Consider the following 15,431-nt stretch of genomic DNA (forward strand, 5'->3'; position numbering starts at 1 on the left):
TCGGGTGCTCGTCATGCTTCGCACATTGCGCGGTCTTCCGTTGCTCGGTTGCCTGTTGGGCAGTATTGGCTGCCAGGGGCAGTCACCGGCCCCGCCGCCGATTCCCAAGGGCGACTACAGCGCGATCATCCGCTACCTGCAAACCCGGATTCCCCGCGACATGGCCCAGGCCAATGTGCCCGGCTTGTCGATTGCACTGGTCAACGGCCAGGAGCTGATCTGGACTCGCGGGTTCGGCATGGCCGACAAAGCCAAGGGCCTGCCAGTGACGCCGAACACCGCCTTCCGGGCCGGTGCGATCTCCAAACTGCTCACCGCCAGCGCGGCCCTGCAACTGGTTGAACAGCAGCGACTGGCGCTGGATGCACCGATCCAGCAGACCCTGCGCGAGTTCTATGTGCGCTCGCGCTTCCATACCGACCAGCAGGCCGCCGACCGCGACATCACCTTGCGTCGCCTGCTCAGCCATCAGTCCGGCTTGCCCAGTGAACACCTGCGTGACCTGCGCAACAACTACGCCATGGGGCAGATGCCAATGCGCCTGTCCGGCGTCTGGTTGAGCACACCGCCCGGTACGCAAGTGGCCTATTCCAACCTGGGTTATGCGCTGGTGGGCGCTGCCATCGAGCGCAGCAGCGGCAAGGAGTTTGAAGCCCAGTTGCAACACAGCCTGCTCAAACCGCTGGAGATGGACCACGCGAGTTTTGTCGGGACGGCTGCGCAAATCGGCTATCGCGCCCAGGGCTATCAGGAAGGCGTTGCCAGCACCGATGCGCAACTGCGCGACATCGCCGCCGGCGGTTTGTGGGCCAGCCCCAGGGACCTCAGCCATTACGTGCAGATGCTGTTTGCCGAAGGCCTCTACAAGGGCAACCGGGTAATGACCAGCCGCTCCATCGATGAAATGTTCACCCAGCAAAATACCGGCAACGCCCTGGACTTCGATTGCCAGATCGGCCTGGCGTGGTTTCTGGCACCCTGCGGTGACGAGCCGATCGGCCCTGGGGTGCGCACCTACCAGCACAGTGGTGGTGGCGATGATTTCGCCGCACAGCTGACCCTGCTGCCGGACCATCAACTGGCCGTGATCATCATGGCCAACGACAGCAATGCCGAAGACCTGGTTGCCACACTGGCAACCGACACCCTGCGCCTGATGCTCCAGGCGCAAACCGGCGAGCAAGTCTGCAGCGAAGACTGCCAGGCACCCCGCCACGGACTCAAGCTACGCCAGGTGCCGGCCGCCATCGACCGCAAGCGCCTGGCCGGGTTCTACGCCACCGCCTGGGGCGTGTTCCGGATCAAAGATGATGACCAGCGGCTGCGTGGCGAACTGGCCGGTTTCAACTTCGAACTGTTGCGCGACGATCACGGCTGGCTGCGCGCCCAGAAGAAAGTCTTCGGTTTCTGGCTCAAGGACCTCGGTGAGCTGGGCCAGGTACAACTCGACGTCATCACCGTGCAAGGCCGGCAGATGCTCACCGCGCGCAGCCACGGCCAGCGCATCGCCATTGGCGAACGCATCGACCCGCCGCCGCTACCTTCGGCTTGGGCCAACACCGTCGGCACCTACCAAGTCCTCAACACCTTTGAGCCCGATGCGCCATTGAGCGGCATCAGCGTGCGCCTCGAAGAAGGCTTTCTGGTGATTCGCGGCCAACTGCACGACGAACCGCTGACCGACTACATCCTGCTGCCCGTGGACAACGCCCACGCCGTACTGGCCGGTAACGGCTATGGCCTGGGCGACACCGTGAGCCGACAGATCAATGGCCTGAGCGCTTCGGGCTACTCCTTCAAACGTACCCATCCACCCTTGAGTTTCTGACTGACATGAAAACCCTGATGAGCCCCAAAAATTTCTGCCTGTCCATTACCTCCCTGTGTTTGCTTGCGGGCGCCAACAGCGCACTGGCGGAGGACTGGACCTACAGCCTCAAGGCCGGTGTGGCCAATCTTCCGCGCTACAGCGGCAGCGATGAACGCATGACCGCCCCAGTGTTCGGCGGTGCCATCGTCAGCCCTTGGGGGATTTTCCTCGACACCGACAAGGGCCTCGGCTGGGGCTACGAAGGCAATGCCTTGAGTTTCAGTGCCTACGTCGGTGCCAGCGCTTCGCGCAAGGACAAAAGCGAGTCCATGCACCTCGGCTCCAAGCGCCTCAAGGGCATGGGCGAGATCAAGTCACGCCCGCAGCTGGGTGTGAGTGCCAGCTACAACCTGGGCGGCGTGATCATGGGCGCCACGCTGGAACATGCCCTCAAGGAAGATGATCACAAGGACAGCGGCAAGGCATTCACCCACTTGGAATTGAGTCTGGGCACCAACCTGTATGACGGCCGTTTCGGTTCCGTCGATGCCAGCCTCAGCAGCCATTTCGGTGACCGTGACTACTTGCAGACCTGGTACGGCGTGACCACCGGCCAAGCCGCCCGCAGCCGCTTCAAAGCCTACAAGGCGGGTGCGGGCAATATCAGTAATGGCATGAACCTGGTGTGGAGCCTGCCGATCAGCGAGCACACCCAGTTCTCGACCTTGCTGGATGTGCAGTACTTGGCGGACGAAGCCGGCAAGAGCCCGATTGTAGAGCGGCGGTTGCAGACGTCGTTGATGGGTGTGCTGGAATACAGCTTTTGATGGGGAAGTCGGCATCAACGCTCAATCCATGATGGCAGAAATATCAACTAACTGTTCAGAGGGGAACCTGAGGCCTGGCACTCGCGACGAATTGTCAGTGCTGCGAGTGGGAAAACACGCAGTCGCTATAATCACCCTTCTGGAGTTAACTGATGGTTCAATCTACTCAATCCGCTACCATTCCGAGCGCCACGCACCAGCCCCCCACGCCGGATGCACAGCAACCCTCTTCCCATCAGCCAGCCCCACAAACAGCTGACTTGATGGAACTCATAAAAAGTACGCCACGGTACAAAGCCGACGCAGAATTGGCGGGAACTTACGCCGCCGCGCTAACCAGTTCGGCCCAAGAATTTCCCTTACCGATTACTGGAAGCGAGTCCATTGACCCTGTTCCTGTCGACTCTACGTTCGGGCAATGGCGAAACCACCTCGACACCCTAGTGGCGGGTGAGGATTTCAAGCAGTGGGCCCAAGACAATCGCGTTGATCTGTCCAGACCCCTTCGCATTTTCCCTCCGAGCGACTCCAGGCCCGGTTGGATACACGCCTACGCCAAGCCCTCGGTATCCGATGAAGCGGGTGCAGGCGCGCGCGCCGGCATCCTCGCGTTGGGGGCACACTTCAGCGACGGCCAATCGTTGCCTGCCTCGTGGACATTGATCATGCAGGCGGCCAAAACGTTAGCGGCGGGCAACATCTCAGTCTATGTCCCTTCGCCCGGTCGGACCAGCCTCATTACGCATGCTCAGCGCCCCGCTGAACTCAAAGACATTGCGGCCTTCTATGGCGAGGAGGTGCCCCATAGCCATGAAGCGCTCACAGAACGAGCGAATCAAGTCAAACAAGCAGAAACCTTTCCTCTACCCGATACGGCGCTCTCACCAACGCAATTTGAAATGCGCTCGGAGATCGCGTTGGAACAGCAGAAGAGGGAGTGGGGCGATATTTGTAACAACACCCTCCTGTGCAAACTGTTGTTCACGGCGATCACGCCCCCCCCCACCCCAGCCAACGCGACCGACATCCCCCCCTCTTTCATTGATTCGCCACGCACACCAGAACAGGCTGCGCAACGCGAAAAAACCTTGATTGCGCAAATGCTCGAAAGTGACGCGTTCAAGTTAAAGGTGGACCCCACTTCCTGGTACTTTCACGATGAGGAGTTGGCACCGGAGGCCAGCGTCAGCCTCAAACGGTTCATCACCGACAAGGGGTGGAGCGTTCCGCAGACAAAAGACGACATCAGCAACTTGATCAATTCCATCCAACGGGGGCCCTTGCCTTCCATCCCCCATGGCAATCTCACCGGAGCCTTAAGCTGGGCGGCGGCACTGACGCTGGATGAAAAAAAACAGCTCTACAGCCACATACGCTTTAACAACCTCAAGCTACCGGACCTGGGGCCTACGCACGCCGCGAACAATGAAGGAGGGGCTTTTACCTACCTGACGAAAAATCGACATTGGACAGACGCCGAGCTGAACTCACCACGAGAAATCGTAAATGACATTCTTCGCTCGCCAAAAGCCCGGACGCTGGAAGCTACCCTGCAACAGAAAATGGGCGTCGCTGGCGATACCGACGGCTCTGACATGACCCTCGCGGCGATCCTGTTGGGGCTGGATGCGCCCACGGCCTACGATGTGTCGAAAAGAAATGAATTTGCCGGTTTCGACCTGGCGGCCCCACGCTTCTATGGGCAGCCGCTGAGTCAAATCAAGCAAGGGTTGACCACCCATTTGGCCGAGAGTGGCCGTTGCACTGCCAGGATGGCCCCCGTGGCGGCGTATATGCTGCTTTCAAGTGCGGCGCCGGAACTGCTGGTCAAGGACATCCCCGCCGACGTGACTTACGGTTCACCGACGTGGGCCACCCTGAAAGCTACAGTGGCCTTCATAGAAGCAAAGAGCCCTGGCAGCAGCTCACTCATGAGCTTTGCTGAAATAGTCAAATACGCGGCAATCGATCCGGTTTCCACAGAAGACCAAGCGCTATTAAATGCGACCAAGTTAAACATGGTCATCGATTGGGCGTTAGTGCATGGCGCCCTCTCGCCATCGCCCACAGGGCGCTATTCCACCGAGCAGTTGGACACAGCGCAGAAAACGTTCTCCGAGGTCATGAGCGCGCTGCAAACAGTCTCCGGGGATATCACCGCGAAGGCTCCACTGCTCAAAAACATGGCACAGGAAGAACTGGGGAAGCGCTATAAAAATGTGCCCTTTGAACTGGCCGTTCTCACAACGCCCCAGGCACGGACGAATAACGCCACCAACAACGATATATTACATACCAACACGGGCCCTTATTCTCTATTGGACCTTTATATCTCCGGCCGAGCGCCAGGCCCGCAGGAGGAGAACACATGGTATTCATTGAGAGAACAGGCGCTTGCGGGAAGAACGGCCGGATTACTTCACCACCTCCCGGATATCAAGTCCGTACACCGCCTTGCTGTCGCCGACTATCAGCGACGCAGGGAAAGCGGGCTAGTCAGCCTCAGCAAGCATCTCATTGCGCAGCAACCGATTGGCGATAGAAAGCACCTGGAATATGGAAAACTCGAGATTTTCATTGAAGGCACCGTCATAAGACATCGAGTTGCCGGCAGGGGCCCCACGCTCAATCTTGACGAATCAACGCCGAGTCAAGATCCGGGCAAGCGTGCGTTGATCATCAAGTCAACGCATGAGGGCAAGGTAAAATTCTATGAGTTTTGCCCACAACAAAACTATCTGAAAGCCCGCGATGATCTGGGCAGCGAATTCGTTCCAGGCCCTCAAGGGCCATGGATCAACGAGACCTCACCTCATCCGGCTGGAGAAAAATCCTCCAATACAGCCATCACACCATTCAGTGTCCCGCAGGCCGACAGCAATAAGTTACAAGCCATCACGCCGCCAGCAGACGCCAGTGCCCCGGCATCGTATAACAGTGCACGCAGTCAGTTTCTTGGCGAATTGCTCTCCAAGCATACCCTCGGTGCTGTCGGTGTTGAACAATTGGTGAAGGCTAGCGGCTACACAACGCGATTTGACGAAGAAGATGAAGAGTTCGAGACGAACAGAGAGACGCTGTTGGCCTCGATGGTTGTCGTGAACCCCATCAGAAATGTGATCAACGGCAATTGGCTCGCGTTGGCGTCCGACATCATATTCGATGGTGTCATGTACGTGACCACAGCGGGTCTTGGCAAGGTTGCTGGCACAGCAGCCAGGCCACTGAGTAGCACGTTGAAACAAAGCGGCAAGTCTTTCGGGCGGCGCCTGTTTAAACAAGCACCGGTTCATCCTTCCAACCGGTTCAACGCTAACTTCAATAAGTTGTCGCCAATAAAAACCGGACAATATGATGACCTCTCCAACCTCGCCCGAAAAACTGATATCGCGCAAGGCACCTACAAAAGAGGCCTTACAGAGTTCTCCACACCGGCAAGATTCGATGGAACAATCCGCAAGTGGCATCCGGTAGATCCAAAGACCCACAAAGCATATGGAAAGCCCTTGGAGAGCTTCAAGCCACAGGAGTCGGCACTGCCCGGTACAAGCAGATCTGCCATGACACCTCAGCAGCGCGCACTGGACATAGGGCTGGGCCGCGACAATGTTATTCAGATGGGGGGACCAATGAGGAATATGAACCTGATTGGCGATGAAATTCATACCTTCGTGGATACCTATAAAGGCACGAACCGCCTCAATATCGTCGCACACGGTGCGGAACGAAATTTGGTTCAGCGGATCACAGGTGACGGTACGAAAGTACTTGTGGGCGAGCAGCTTTATGATGCGCCTGGGTTAGCGACGCTGCTGAGAGGAAGGGGTGTGGACTTTACCACTGTCGATAACGTACGCCTTCTGGTTTGCCACTCTGCTGAAGGCAGAAGCAGAGCATTTGGGCGTCTCTTTCAAAGAGAAATAAACAAACCGGTCAAGGCTTTTGAAGGGCCCGTCACAATGACGTACGGCTCGACATCTGTGAGCAACGTACGAGACCAGGTAAGACTCGATCTTTTGCAAAACCATCCAACATTGACTCCGGCAGCTCTTGAACAACTAACCGATGTAGTTACGAGACGTAGATACAATGGAATAACCACTCCAGTAATCGAAAAAATCCATGGTCAAATGATCCGAGTCAATATCGCTCCGCGCGGCAAACCCGCCATATATAAAGATGTGAGAAACTCCTATCTGCCGCGCCAATTCACTCGATAACCCTATGACTCAGCGTACGCCCACGTCATCCTGAAGGAGGCACCGCCCCACTCCGAATCCAGTACCTGCACCTGGCCGCCGTGCCATTGCGACACCCGCTGCACCAACGCGAGGCCCAGGCCGAAGCCGCCGGTGCGGCGGTCGCGGCTGGCGTCCAGGCGCATGAAGGGCTGGAAGATCTTCGAGCGGCCTTCTTCCGGTACCCCGGGGCCGTCGTCACACACCCGCACTTCATAGCCGCTGCCGAACTTGACCAGCGACACTTCCACACGGCGTTCGGCGTAACGGATGGCGTTGCGCAACAGGTTGATTACCGCGCGCGCCATAAAGCGCGGCTCGATCTGGATAAAGTCCACCTCGCACGTGCGCAACGACAGTTGAATGCCCGCTGCTTCAGCCTCCAGCGCAACGCTGCCGATCACGCTGTCGAGCCAGCTGTGGGCCTCGATGTTTTCGCGGGTGACTTGGGTGGCACCACGCTCCAGGCTGGCGTAGGTGAGCAGTTCGGAAACCATTTCTTCCAACTCGCCAAGGTCGGCATACATGTCGGCGATCAATTCGCCGCGCAGGCGTGGATCTGTCTGTTGTTTGAGCTGGTCGAGTTCGAACGACAGCCGCGCAATTGGCGTGCGCAGTTCGTGGGACACGGCGTTGGTGAGTTCGCGCTGGTTGGCGATCAGGCTTTCGATGCGCTCGGCCATCTGGTTGAAGTGCCCCGCCAGCTCACGCACGGTGGAACGGCGCGGCAGCAGAATGCGCGAGCTGAGATCGTTGTCACCGAAACGTTGCGCCGCCAGGCGGATATGCTCCAGGTCGCGCCAGTGCGGACGCACCCAGAAATACAGCACGATCGCCAGGCTCAGCCCCAGCAGGCTGTAGGCCCACAAGTACAGCCATTTCGGCTCTTCGGGCAGCTTGATATTGAGCAATTGCGGGCCGCCGTCGATATTGGCGATGAACTCCATGAAATCTCCGCGCACCACCAATTGGCCGGCTGCTAGCAACTGTTGCTCACGGTGGTTCAGCGCCAGTTCATCGCGCTGCACCAGCTTGAGGTGCAGCCCATAATGGGGTTGCAGCTCACTCAGGCGCGCCTGGCGGGCATCACCGAGCAAGGGCCGCAACTGCTCGACCAAACCATAGGCCGGGCCGCGCATGGCCTCACGGTTATAGGTTTCATTGGCCTCGGGAAGAAGTTCGTCGAACGTGTAGTTGACCAGCCAGATCGCCCCCGCCAGGCCCAGCGCCAGGATGATGTACAGGCGGATATAGAGCCGCAGCATCTACGCCTCCCACGCGAACGGGTTGAACAGGTAGCCCTTGCCCCAAATGGTCTTGATGCACACCGGTTCGCGCGGGTTGTCGTTGAGCTTGCTGCGCAGTTTGCTGATGTAGACGTCGACACTGCGGTTGAGCCCGTCGAACGCAATGCCGCGCATGCGGTTGAGGATGTCATCGCGCGACAGGATCGTCCCCGAGTTACTGGCCAGCAGCCACAGCAGTTCGAACTCCATGGTGGTGAGGTCAATCTTGTCATCGCCGAGGCTGACCACCCGGCAACTGCGATCGATGGCCAGCCGCCCGAAGGCCAGCGCCCCACGCACCGTCGGCTCCGGCGCCTGGCGTCGTTGCAGCGCACGCAGGCGCGCCAGCAACACGGGGGGCTTGATCGGCTTGATCACGTAATCGTCGGCACCGGACTCCAGCCCGAGGATATGGTCCAGGTCATCTTCCTTGGCCGTGAGAATCACGATCGGCGTGTCGGACACCGTGCGAATCCCGCGACACACATGCAGGCCGCTCTGGCCGGGGAGCATCAGGTCGAGTACGACGATCTTCGGCTTGAACGCCAGGAACGCCGCCAAAGCCTCGTCGCCCCGGTGCTCCACGCGTACCTCAAAGCCATGCTGCGCGAGAAAGTGCGCGATCAGCCCTGCCAGTTTTTCGTCGTCCTCAACGAGCAAGACCTTGCCCAGCCCCAGGTTTTCCATAAGTTCTCAGTATGCAGACACGGATTGAAGAGCGGGCATTATAGGTGGCAAGCTGGGCAACTAAAGCAGCTGGCCAGCATTGGCCGACGAAGCTTCATGCTTTTAAGAGTTTTTAACAAATAACCTGCAATCTTTAACGCCATCCACAGGGAGTTGTATGCGCAAGGATTACCTGGCGTTCTTTGTTTCGTTGTTCTTGTCGCGACTGGCGGACCAGATTCTGCTGTTTATCGTGCCACTGATCGTATTCCAGACTACCCAGAGCGTGGCTTGGGCCGGACTGGCCTTTTTCGTCGAGTCGCTGCCGCGTTATCTCGCGTTCCCGGTGTGTGGCGCATTGTGCGACAAGTTCGCACCGGTGCGCATCCTGCATATCAGCCAGGTTTGCCGGGCGCTGGCTTGCGCGGTGGCCGTGATTTTGTACGGGGTATTCGACGGTATCCTCTGGATCGTCCTGCTCTCGGCGCTCTGCGGTGTGCTGACCACCCAGGGCATCATGGCGCGAGAAGTGCTGATGCCTCATGTCTTCCCCCACTACAGCTATACCAAGACACTTTCCTATTCACAGATTGCCGACCAGAGCGGGCTGGTGCTCGGGCCATTGGTGGCGGCGCTGATGCTGGAAGTGTGGGCCTGGCACTGGGTCGTACTCGGGGTGGCCGGGCTGTTCTTATTGGCTGACCTGGCGATGCGGGCGTGGCAACGCTCCAGCACCACACGCCTGGAAACCTTCGAGCAGCATCGGGATATCTGGCTGCGGCCACTGAAGATTGCCTTCGGGCATATCCGCCGACTGCCGGAATTGAAGCGGGTCATCACCCTGGCCGTGGGTGTGAACCTGATCATCGGCGTCACGCTGGCCACGTCTGCGGCGATGGTGACCGGCCAATTTGCGCAGGATAAGGACACCTATGCCCTGCTGCAGGCAGCCGGCGCCCTGGTGACCATCGGAATTCTGTTTTATCTAGCGCGGGCCGGGCTGCCGCTGAAGGTGCTGGGCGGGTTGTCGTATTCAATGATTGCAGTCGGTGCGGTGATCATGGCAGTCAGCCCTGACGTGTGGCTCTACGCCGTGGGCTTCCTGCTGGTCACCGGCTTCGACAAGATGTTCAACGTCTACCTGCGCAGCACCCGTCAGCGGGTGATTCCCGTGCAGGACTTCGGCAAGACCGTGGGCGTGATCACCTTGCTCAACAACCTGCCGCAACCCTTGGCGGGCCTGGCGATTGCAGTGTTGGCAGCACCGCTGGGCACGCAGACGGTGATCCTGCTGCTCGCCGGAATCACCGCGCTGATCGGCGTGGCCGTGGCCTCAGGCTGGCACGCCACTGTGAAAGCGGAACTCGATGTCGGGTGATTCGATCAGTTCCTGCTCGGCGGCCCTCACCCGCTCTATCACCTGGGCGACGTCCTTGGCGTCGCCGTATTGGTAGGCCAGCTTCAGGTAACCCTGGAAGTGCCGCGCTTCGCTTTTCAGCAAACCGAAGTAAAACTTGCCGAGTTCTTCGTCCAAATGTGGCACCAGTGCTTCGAAACGCTCACAACTGCGCGCTTCGATAAACGCGCCCACTACCAGGGTATCCACCAGTTTTACCGGCTCATGGGTGCGTACCACTTTGCGCAAACCCGAGGCGTAGCGACCGGCATTCAATTGGCGCAACTCGACTTTGCGCTTTTTCATCAGGCGCATGACTTGTTCGTGGTGCACCAGCTCTTCGCGGGCCAGGCGCGACATCATGTTGATCAGGTCCACATGACTGTAGTACTTGGCGATCAGGCTCAGGGCGGTGCTGGCGGCTTTGAATTCGCAGTTCTTGTGGTCGATCAGCAGGGTGTCCTGATCGGCCAGCGCGGCCTGGACCCAGGCGTCAGGGGTGCGGCAACCGAGGAATTCGTGGATTTCTGGCAGGTTCATCGGGCTCACGGGCAAAAGGATCACAAAAGGCCGGCGATTATACCGACCCCGCCGCAGACCACCAGCCACCGGCCTTGATGTGCATCAACATGACGTGCGCCAGCCAGCAACTATAGTTGTTCCAGGCCCACCCTTTTGGAGATCCCGACCATGCAAGCCATCCGCAGCATCCTGGTGGTCATCGAGCCCGAGCATTCGGAAAGCCTGGCCCTCAAGCGTGCCAAGCTGATTGCCGGGGTCACCGGCGCGCACCTGCATTTGCTGGTCTGCGACAAAAAGCATGAGCACTCGGCGCTGCTCAGCCTGCTCAAGTCGGGCTTGCAGGAAGACGGCTACAGCGTCAGCACCGAGCAGGCGTGGAATGCCAGCTTGCATGAAACCATTATCGACGTGCAGCAGGCCGAAGGCTGTGGGCTGGTGATCAAGCAGCACTTCCCGGACAGCCCATTGAAAAAGGCACTGCTGACGCCTGCGGATTGGAAGTTGCTGCGTTATTGCCCGACGGCGGTGTTGCTGGTCAAGACCGCTACGCCGTGGACCGGCGGCGTGATCCTGGCGGCGATCGATGTCGGCAATACCGATGGTGAACATCGCTCACTGCATAATTCGATCATCGACCATGGCTTTGATATCGCCCACCTGGCCAAGGCGCAATTGCATGTAATCAGCGCCCACCCCTCGCCGATGCTGTCGGCGGCGGACCCGACGTTTCAGCTCAAGGAGACCATCGAGGCACGTTATCGCGAGCAATGCAGGGCGTTTCAGGCGGAGTTCGATGTGGATGACAAACACCTGCATATCGAGGAAGGACCGGCGGACGTGTTGATACCGGATCTCGCCCACAAGCTGCAGGCGGCGGTGACTATCATCGGTACCGTGGGGCGTACGGGCATTTCCGGCGCATTGATTGGCAACACCGCAGAGGTTGTGCTGGATACGCTGGAAAGCGACGTGTTGGTGCTCAAGCCCGAAGAAGTGATGGACCGCCTGGTGGAACAGGCCACCAACGCCTGACAACTAGGCGCCAAACGCATCCTTGAGAAACCCCGGCGCGATATAGCGCTGGTAGTGGGCTTCGGAAAGGATAAAGAACTCCCGATCAATGGCATCGCGCAGGTCCGGCAAGGGCCAGTCGCGAAACTCGGGCAACAGCACCATGCCGTAGGCCTCCAGGTTATTGATCACCCGTGCCCCACGAGCGATCAACTGGTAGGCCCAGCAGTACTCGGACTGATGCGGCACGAAGCGGATCTTGCGCTGTTCCAGTTGGCCGCGCAGGGTCTTGGGGTCAAAAACCTCGAGTTTGCCGGCCATTACCTGCACCAACAGCTGCTCCAAGCGCAGCCAGACCGCACGTTTTTCCTCTTCGTTATAGCCATTCCATTGGATCACTTCGTGGTGGAAACGCTTGCAGCCACGGCACACGAGATCGCCGTAGACCGTGGAACACAGGCCGACGCAGGGGGTCTTGATGGTTTGGTTGGACATGGGCAGCGACACGCAAATCAGCGAAACAATGCGCCATGTTAGCCCTTTGTCTAACCTTCATCACCCTGCAAACTTGGCGAGGCAACTTACCTTTAGAAATTTTTTGCCGTAGAATCATCCGGCCTTGTAAGGCGCCAATAATCCGCTGGAAGCTGTTTTCAAAGCGTCACGAGCACAGTCGTTCCTTCAGAACGGTGTTGGCGATGGTCAATGACTCGGTAGGTCAATGCCCTCGCCAACCCTCATCAGCTCCGTTCTGCAGGCGTAAAACTTTGAAAGCAGCTTCTGTGAGGAATGCCGGCAGCGCTGGCTTTGCGGCCCAAAAAGCCCCCGAGCGCATGCGTGCCGTTCATTTCTGGATGAGCGTCCCGTGGGACCACTGATGAGGGTAATAACTGTGCTTGAAGCCTACCGCAAACATATCGAAGAGCGTGCAGCCCTGGGTATTGTTCCCCAGCCGCTTAACGCCGAACAAACCGCAGGCCTGGTCGAGCTGCTGAAAAATCCTCCGGCTGGCGAAGAAGATTTCCTCGTTGACCTGATCACCAACCGCATTCCACCAGGCGTTGACGAAGCTGCCTACGTCAAGGCCGGTTTCCTGTCTGCCCTGGCCAAGGGCGAAGCCACTTCCCCCCTGATCAGCAAGCAACGCGCCGTTGAACTGCTTGGCACCATGCAAGGCGGCTACAACATCGTGACCCTGGTCGAGCTGCTGGACGACGCCACACTGGCACCGGTCGCCGCCGCCCAACTTAAGCACACCCTGCTGATGTTCGATGCGTTCCACGACGTGGCTGAAAAAGCCCGTAACGGCAACGAGCACGCCAAAGCCGTGATCCAGTCCTGGGCTGACGGCGAGTGGTTCAGCAACCGCCCTACCCTGGCCGACAAGATCAGCCTGCGCGTCTTCAAGGTTACCGGCGAAACCAACACCGACGACCTGTCCCCTGCTCCCGATGCCTGGTCCCGTCCTGACATCCCGCTGCACGCCCTGGCCATGCTGAAAATGGCCCGTGAAGGCATCGTGCCGGACGAGCAAGGCAAAACCGGCCCGATGAAGCAGATCGAAGAAATGCGCGGCCAAGGCTTCCCGATCGCCTACGTCGGTGACGTGGTCGGTACTGGTTCCTCGCGTAAATCCGCGACCAACTCTGTGCTGTGGTTCTTCGGCGACGACGTTCCGTACGTGCCGAACAAGCGCGCCGGTGGCTTCTGCTTCGGCAGCAAGATCGCTCCGATCTTCTACAACACCATGGAAGATGCGGGCGCACTGCCAATCGAGTTTGACGTTACCAACATGAACATGGGCGACGTGATCGACCTGTACCCGCATGCTGGCAAGGTCTGCAAACACGGCACCGACGAAGTCATCACCACCTTCGAAATGAAGACCCCGGTGCTGTTGGACGAAGTCCGCGCCGGCGGCCGTATCCCGCTGATCATCGGCCGTGGCTTGACCGACAAGGCTCGTGCCGAACTGGGCCTGGGCCCAACCGACCTGTTCAAGCTGCCAGAAGCGCCTGTCGACACCGGCAAAGGCTTCACCCTGGCACAGAAAATGGTCGGCAAGGCCTGCGGTCTGCCAGAAGGCAAAGGCGTTCGTCCTGGCACCTACTGCGAACCGAAGATGACCACCGTCGGTTCCCAGGACACCACCGGTCCGATGACCCGTGATGAACTGAAAGACTTGGCGTGCCTGGGCTTCTCGACCGATCTGGTCATGCAGTCGTTCTGCCACACCGCGGCCTATCCAAAGCCGATCGACGTGACCACCCACCACACCCTGCCTGACTTCATCATGACTCGCGGCGGTGTATCGCTGCGTCCAGGCGACGGCATCATCCACAGCTGGCTGAACCGCATGCTGCTGCCGGACACCGTCGGCACCGGTGGTGACTCCCACACCCGTTTCCCGATGGGCATCTCGTTCCCGGCCGGTTCCGGTCTGGTCGCGTTCGCCGCAGCCACTGGCGTTATGCCGCTGGACATGCCGGAATCGATCCTGGTGCGCTTCAAAGGCAAGATGAAACCTGGCATCACCCTGCGTGACCTGGTTCATGCCATTCCTTACTACGCGATCCAATCGGGTCTGCTGACTGTAGAGAAGAAAGGCAAGAAAAACGCCTTCTCCGGCCGCATCCTGGAAATCGAAGGCCTGAACGACCTGACGCTGGAACAGGCTTTCGAGCTGTCCGACGCCTCGGCTGAACGTTCGGCTGCCGGTTGCACCATCAAGCTGTCGAAAGAGTCGATCACCGAGTACCTGAACTCCAACATCACCCTGCTGCGCTGGATGATCGGTGAAGGTTACGGCGACCCACGCACCCTGGAACGTCGCGCCCAAGCGATGGAAGCCTGGGTTGCCAACCCGGAGCTGATGGAAGCCGATGCCGACGCGGAATACGCCGAAGTCATCGAGATCGACCTGGCCGACATCAACGAGCCGATCCTCTGCGCACCAAACGACCCGGACGATGCCCGTCTGCTGTCGAGCGTTGCCGGTGAGAAGATCGACGAAGTGTTCATCGGTTCGTGCATGACCAACATCGGTCACTTCCGCGCGGCCGGCAAGCTGCTGGAGCAGGTCAAGGGCCAGCTGCCAACTCGTCTGTGGCTGTCGCCGCCGACCAAGATGGACGCTCACCAACTGACCGAAGAAGGCTACTACGGCATCTACGGCAAGGCTGGCGCACGCATGGAAATGCCGGGCTGCTCGCTGTGCATGGGTAACCAGGCACGTGTAGAGCCGAATTCGACCGTTGTGTCGACGTCGACCCGTAACTTCCCGAACCGCCTGGGTGACGGCGCTAACGTCTACCTGGCTTCGGCTGAGCTGGCGGCAGTGGCTTCTACCCTGGGTCGCCTGCCGACTGTCGAAGAGTACATGGGCTACGCGGCGAAACTGGACACCATGGCCAGTGACGTTTACCGCTACCTGAACTTCGACCAGATTGCTGAGTTCCGCAAGATCGCAGCTAGCGCCAACATTCCGGTGATTCAAGCCTAAGGTGTTGATGTGAAGAGACGCCGCGTATCGTGAGATACGCGGCGTTTTTTTATGTCTGGGATATGGGTGAGACCGGGTACATATCCGTTATTTGGGTAACGGCTGCTTATGGTTCCGCTCTTACAGCGGGTCACTTTTGGAAGAGCGCCAAAAGTAACCAAAAACGCTTCGCC

10 protein-coding genes are annotated in these 15,431 nt (G+C 59.0%); 6 read left to right on the forward strand and 4 right to left on the reverse strand.

Annotated features, from left to right (window positions below; all coding sequences use genetic code 11):
* The first annotated feature begins 13 nt into the window (after nt 1-13).
* The 3 genes from WH299_RS14510 (at nt 14) to WH299_RS14520 (ending at nt 6,857) form a co-directional block, all read left to right on the forward strand.
* A complete protein-coding gene (locus WH299_RS14510; RefSeq protein WP_339550609.1) occupies nt 14-1,828 on the forward strand; it encodes a serine hydrolase domain-containing protein in 1,815 nt (604 codons plus the stop codon).
* A gap of 17 nt (nt 1,829-1,845) precedes the next feature.
* Nucleotides 1,846-2,637: a MipA/OmpV family protein gene (locus tag WH299_RS14515; RefSeq protein WP_339550610.1), complete on the forward strand. Its 792-nt coding sequence runs from the start codon at nt 1,846-1,848 to the stop codon at nt 2,635-2,637.
* Between the two features lie 152 nt (nt 2,638-2,789).
* Nucleotides 2,790-6,857 (forward strand): hypothetical protein, encoded by a 4,068-nt coding sequence (locus WH299_RS14520; RefSeq protein ID WP_339550612.1) that lies wholly within the window; start codon nt 2,790-2,792, stop codon nt 6,855-6,857.
* Nucleotides 6,858-6,859: 2 nt separating this feature from the next.
* Here the strand turns inward: WH299_RS14520 and WH299_RS14525 are convergent, their stop codons facing one another.
* A complete protein-coding gene (locus tag WH299_RS14525; protein WP_339550613.1) occupies nt 6,860-8,140 on the reverse strand; it encodes an ATP-binding protein in 1,281 nt (426 codons plus the stop codon).
* Nucleotides 8,141-8,848 carry a winged helix-turn-helix domain-containing protein gene (locus tag WH299_RS14530; protein ID WP_122727416.1) on the reverse strand — a complete coding sequence of 236 codons (708 nt, stop codon included), beginning with the start codon at nt 8,846-8,848 and terminating at the stop codon, nt 8,141-8,143.
* 157 nt (nt 8,849-9,005) lie between these two features.
* On the opposite strand from WH299_RS14530, the gene WH299_RS14535 reads away from it, so the two are divergent.
* Nucleotides 9,006-10,205 (forward strand): MFS transporter, encoded by a 1,200-nt coding sequence (locus WH299_RS14535; RefSeq protein ID WP_122727418.1) that lies wholly within the window; start codon nt 9,006-9,008, stop codon nt 10,203-10,205.
* Here the strand turns inward: WH299_RS14535 and WH299_RS14540 are convergent.
* The gene (locus WH299_RS14540; RefSeq protein ID WP_016979482.1) at nt 10,161-10,763 is read right to left on the reverse strand and encodes a tRNA-(ms[2]io[6]A)-hydroxylase; all 603 of its coding nucleotides are present in this window, start codon (nt 10,761-10,763) and stop codon (nt 10,161-10,163) included. The genes WH299_RS14535 and WH299_RS14540 overlap by 45 nt on opposite strands.
* A 150-nt stretch (nt 10,764-10,913) precedes the next feature.
* Here WH299_RS14540 and WH299_RS14545 point away from each other — a divergent pair, with 150 nt between their 5' ends.
* Nucleotides 10,914-11,777, forward strand: a complete 864-nt coding sequence (locus WH299_RS14545; protein WP_339550614.1) for a universal stress protein — start codon at nt 10,914-10,916, stop codon at nt 11,775-11,777.
* Between the two features lie 3 nt (nt 11,778-11,780).
* On the opposite strand, the gene WH299_RS14550 is transcribed toward WH299_RS14545, so the two are convergent.
* A complete protein-coding gene (locus WH299_RS14550) occupies nt 11,781-12,251 on the reverse strand; it encodes a DUF1289 domain-containing protein (RefSeq protein ID WP_122727423.1) in 471 nt (156 codons plus the stop codon).
* A 397-nt stretch (nt 12,252-12,648) separates the two neighbouring features.
* Between WH299_RS14550 and acnB the strand changes: the two genes are divergently transcribed.
* Entirely contained in the window at nt 12,649-15,258 is a 2,610-nt protein-coding gene (gene acnB, locus WH299_RS14555; protein ID WP_122727425.1) for a bifunctional aconitate hydratase 2/2-methylisocitrate dehydratase, read from the forward strand.
* Nucleotides 15,259-15,431 lie beyond the last annotated feature (173 nt).

It is taken from the genome of Pseudomonas sp. MYb541 (assembly GCF_037479595.1).
GTDB lineage: Bacteria > Pseudomonadota > Gammaproteobacteria > Pseudomonadales > Pseudomonadaceae > Aquipseudomonas > Aquipseudomonas canadensis.

Bases quoted from the DNA above. Each gene is read 5' to 3' on its own strand.
- WH299_RS14510 (WP_339550609.1), top strand. From the start codon at position 14: ATGCTTCGCACATTGCGCGGTCTTCCGTTGCTCGGTTGCCTGTTGGGC.
- WH299_RS14515 (WP_339550610.1), top strand. From the start codon at position 1,846: ATGAGCCCCAAAAATTTCTGCCTGTCCATTACCTCCCTGTGTTTGCTT.
- WH299_RS14520 (WP_339550612.1), top strand. From the start codon at position 2,790: ATGGTTCAATCTACTCAATCCGCTACCATTCCGAGCGCCACGCACCAG.
- WH299_RS14525 (WP_339550613.1), bottom strand. From the start codon at position 8,140: ATGCTGCGGCTCTATATCCGCCTGTACATCATCCTGGCGCTGGGCCTG.
- WH299_RS14530 (WP_122727416.1), bottom strand. From the start codon at position 8,848: ATGGAAAACCTGGGGCTGGGCAAGGTCTTGCTCGTTGAGGACGACGAA.
- WH299_RS14535 (WP_122727418.1), top strand. From the start codon at position 9,006: ATGCGCAAGGATTACCTGGCGTTCTTTGTTTCGTTGTTCTTGTCGCGA.
- WH299_RS14540 (WP_016979482.1), bottom strand. From the start codon at position 10,763: ATGAACCTGCCAGAAATCCACGAATTCCTCGGTTGCCGCACCCCTGAC.
- WH299_RS14545 (WP_339550614.1), top strand. From the start codon at position 10,914: ATGCAAGCCATCCGCAGCATCCTGGTGGTCATCGAGCCCGAGCATTCG.
- WH299_RS14550 (WP_122727423.1), bottom strand. From the start codon at position 12,251: ATGTCCAACCAAACCATCAAGACCCCCTGCGTCGGCCTGTGTTCCACG.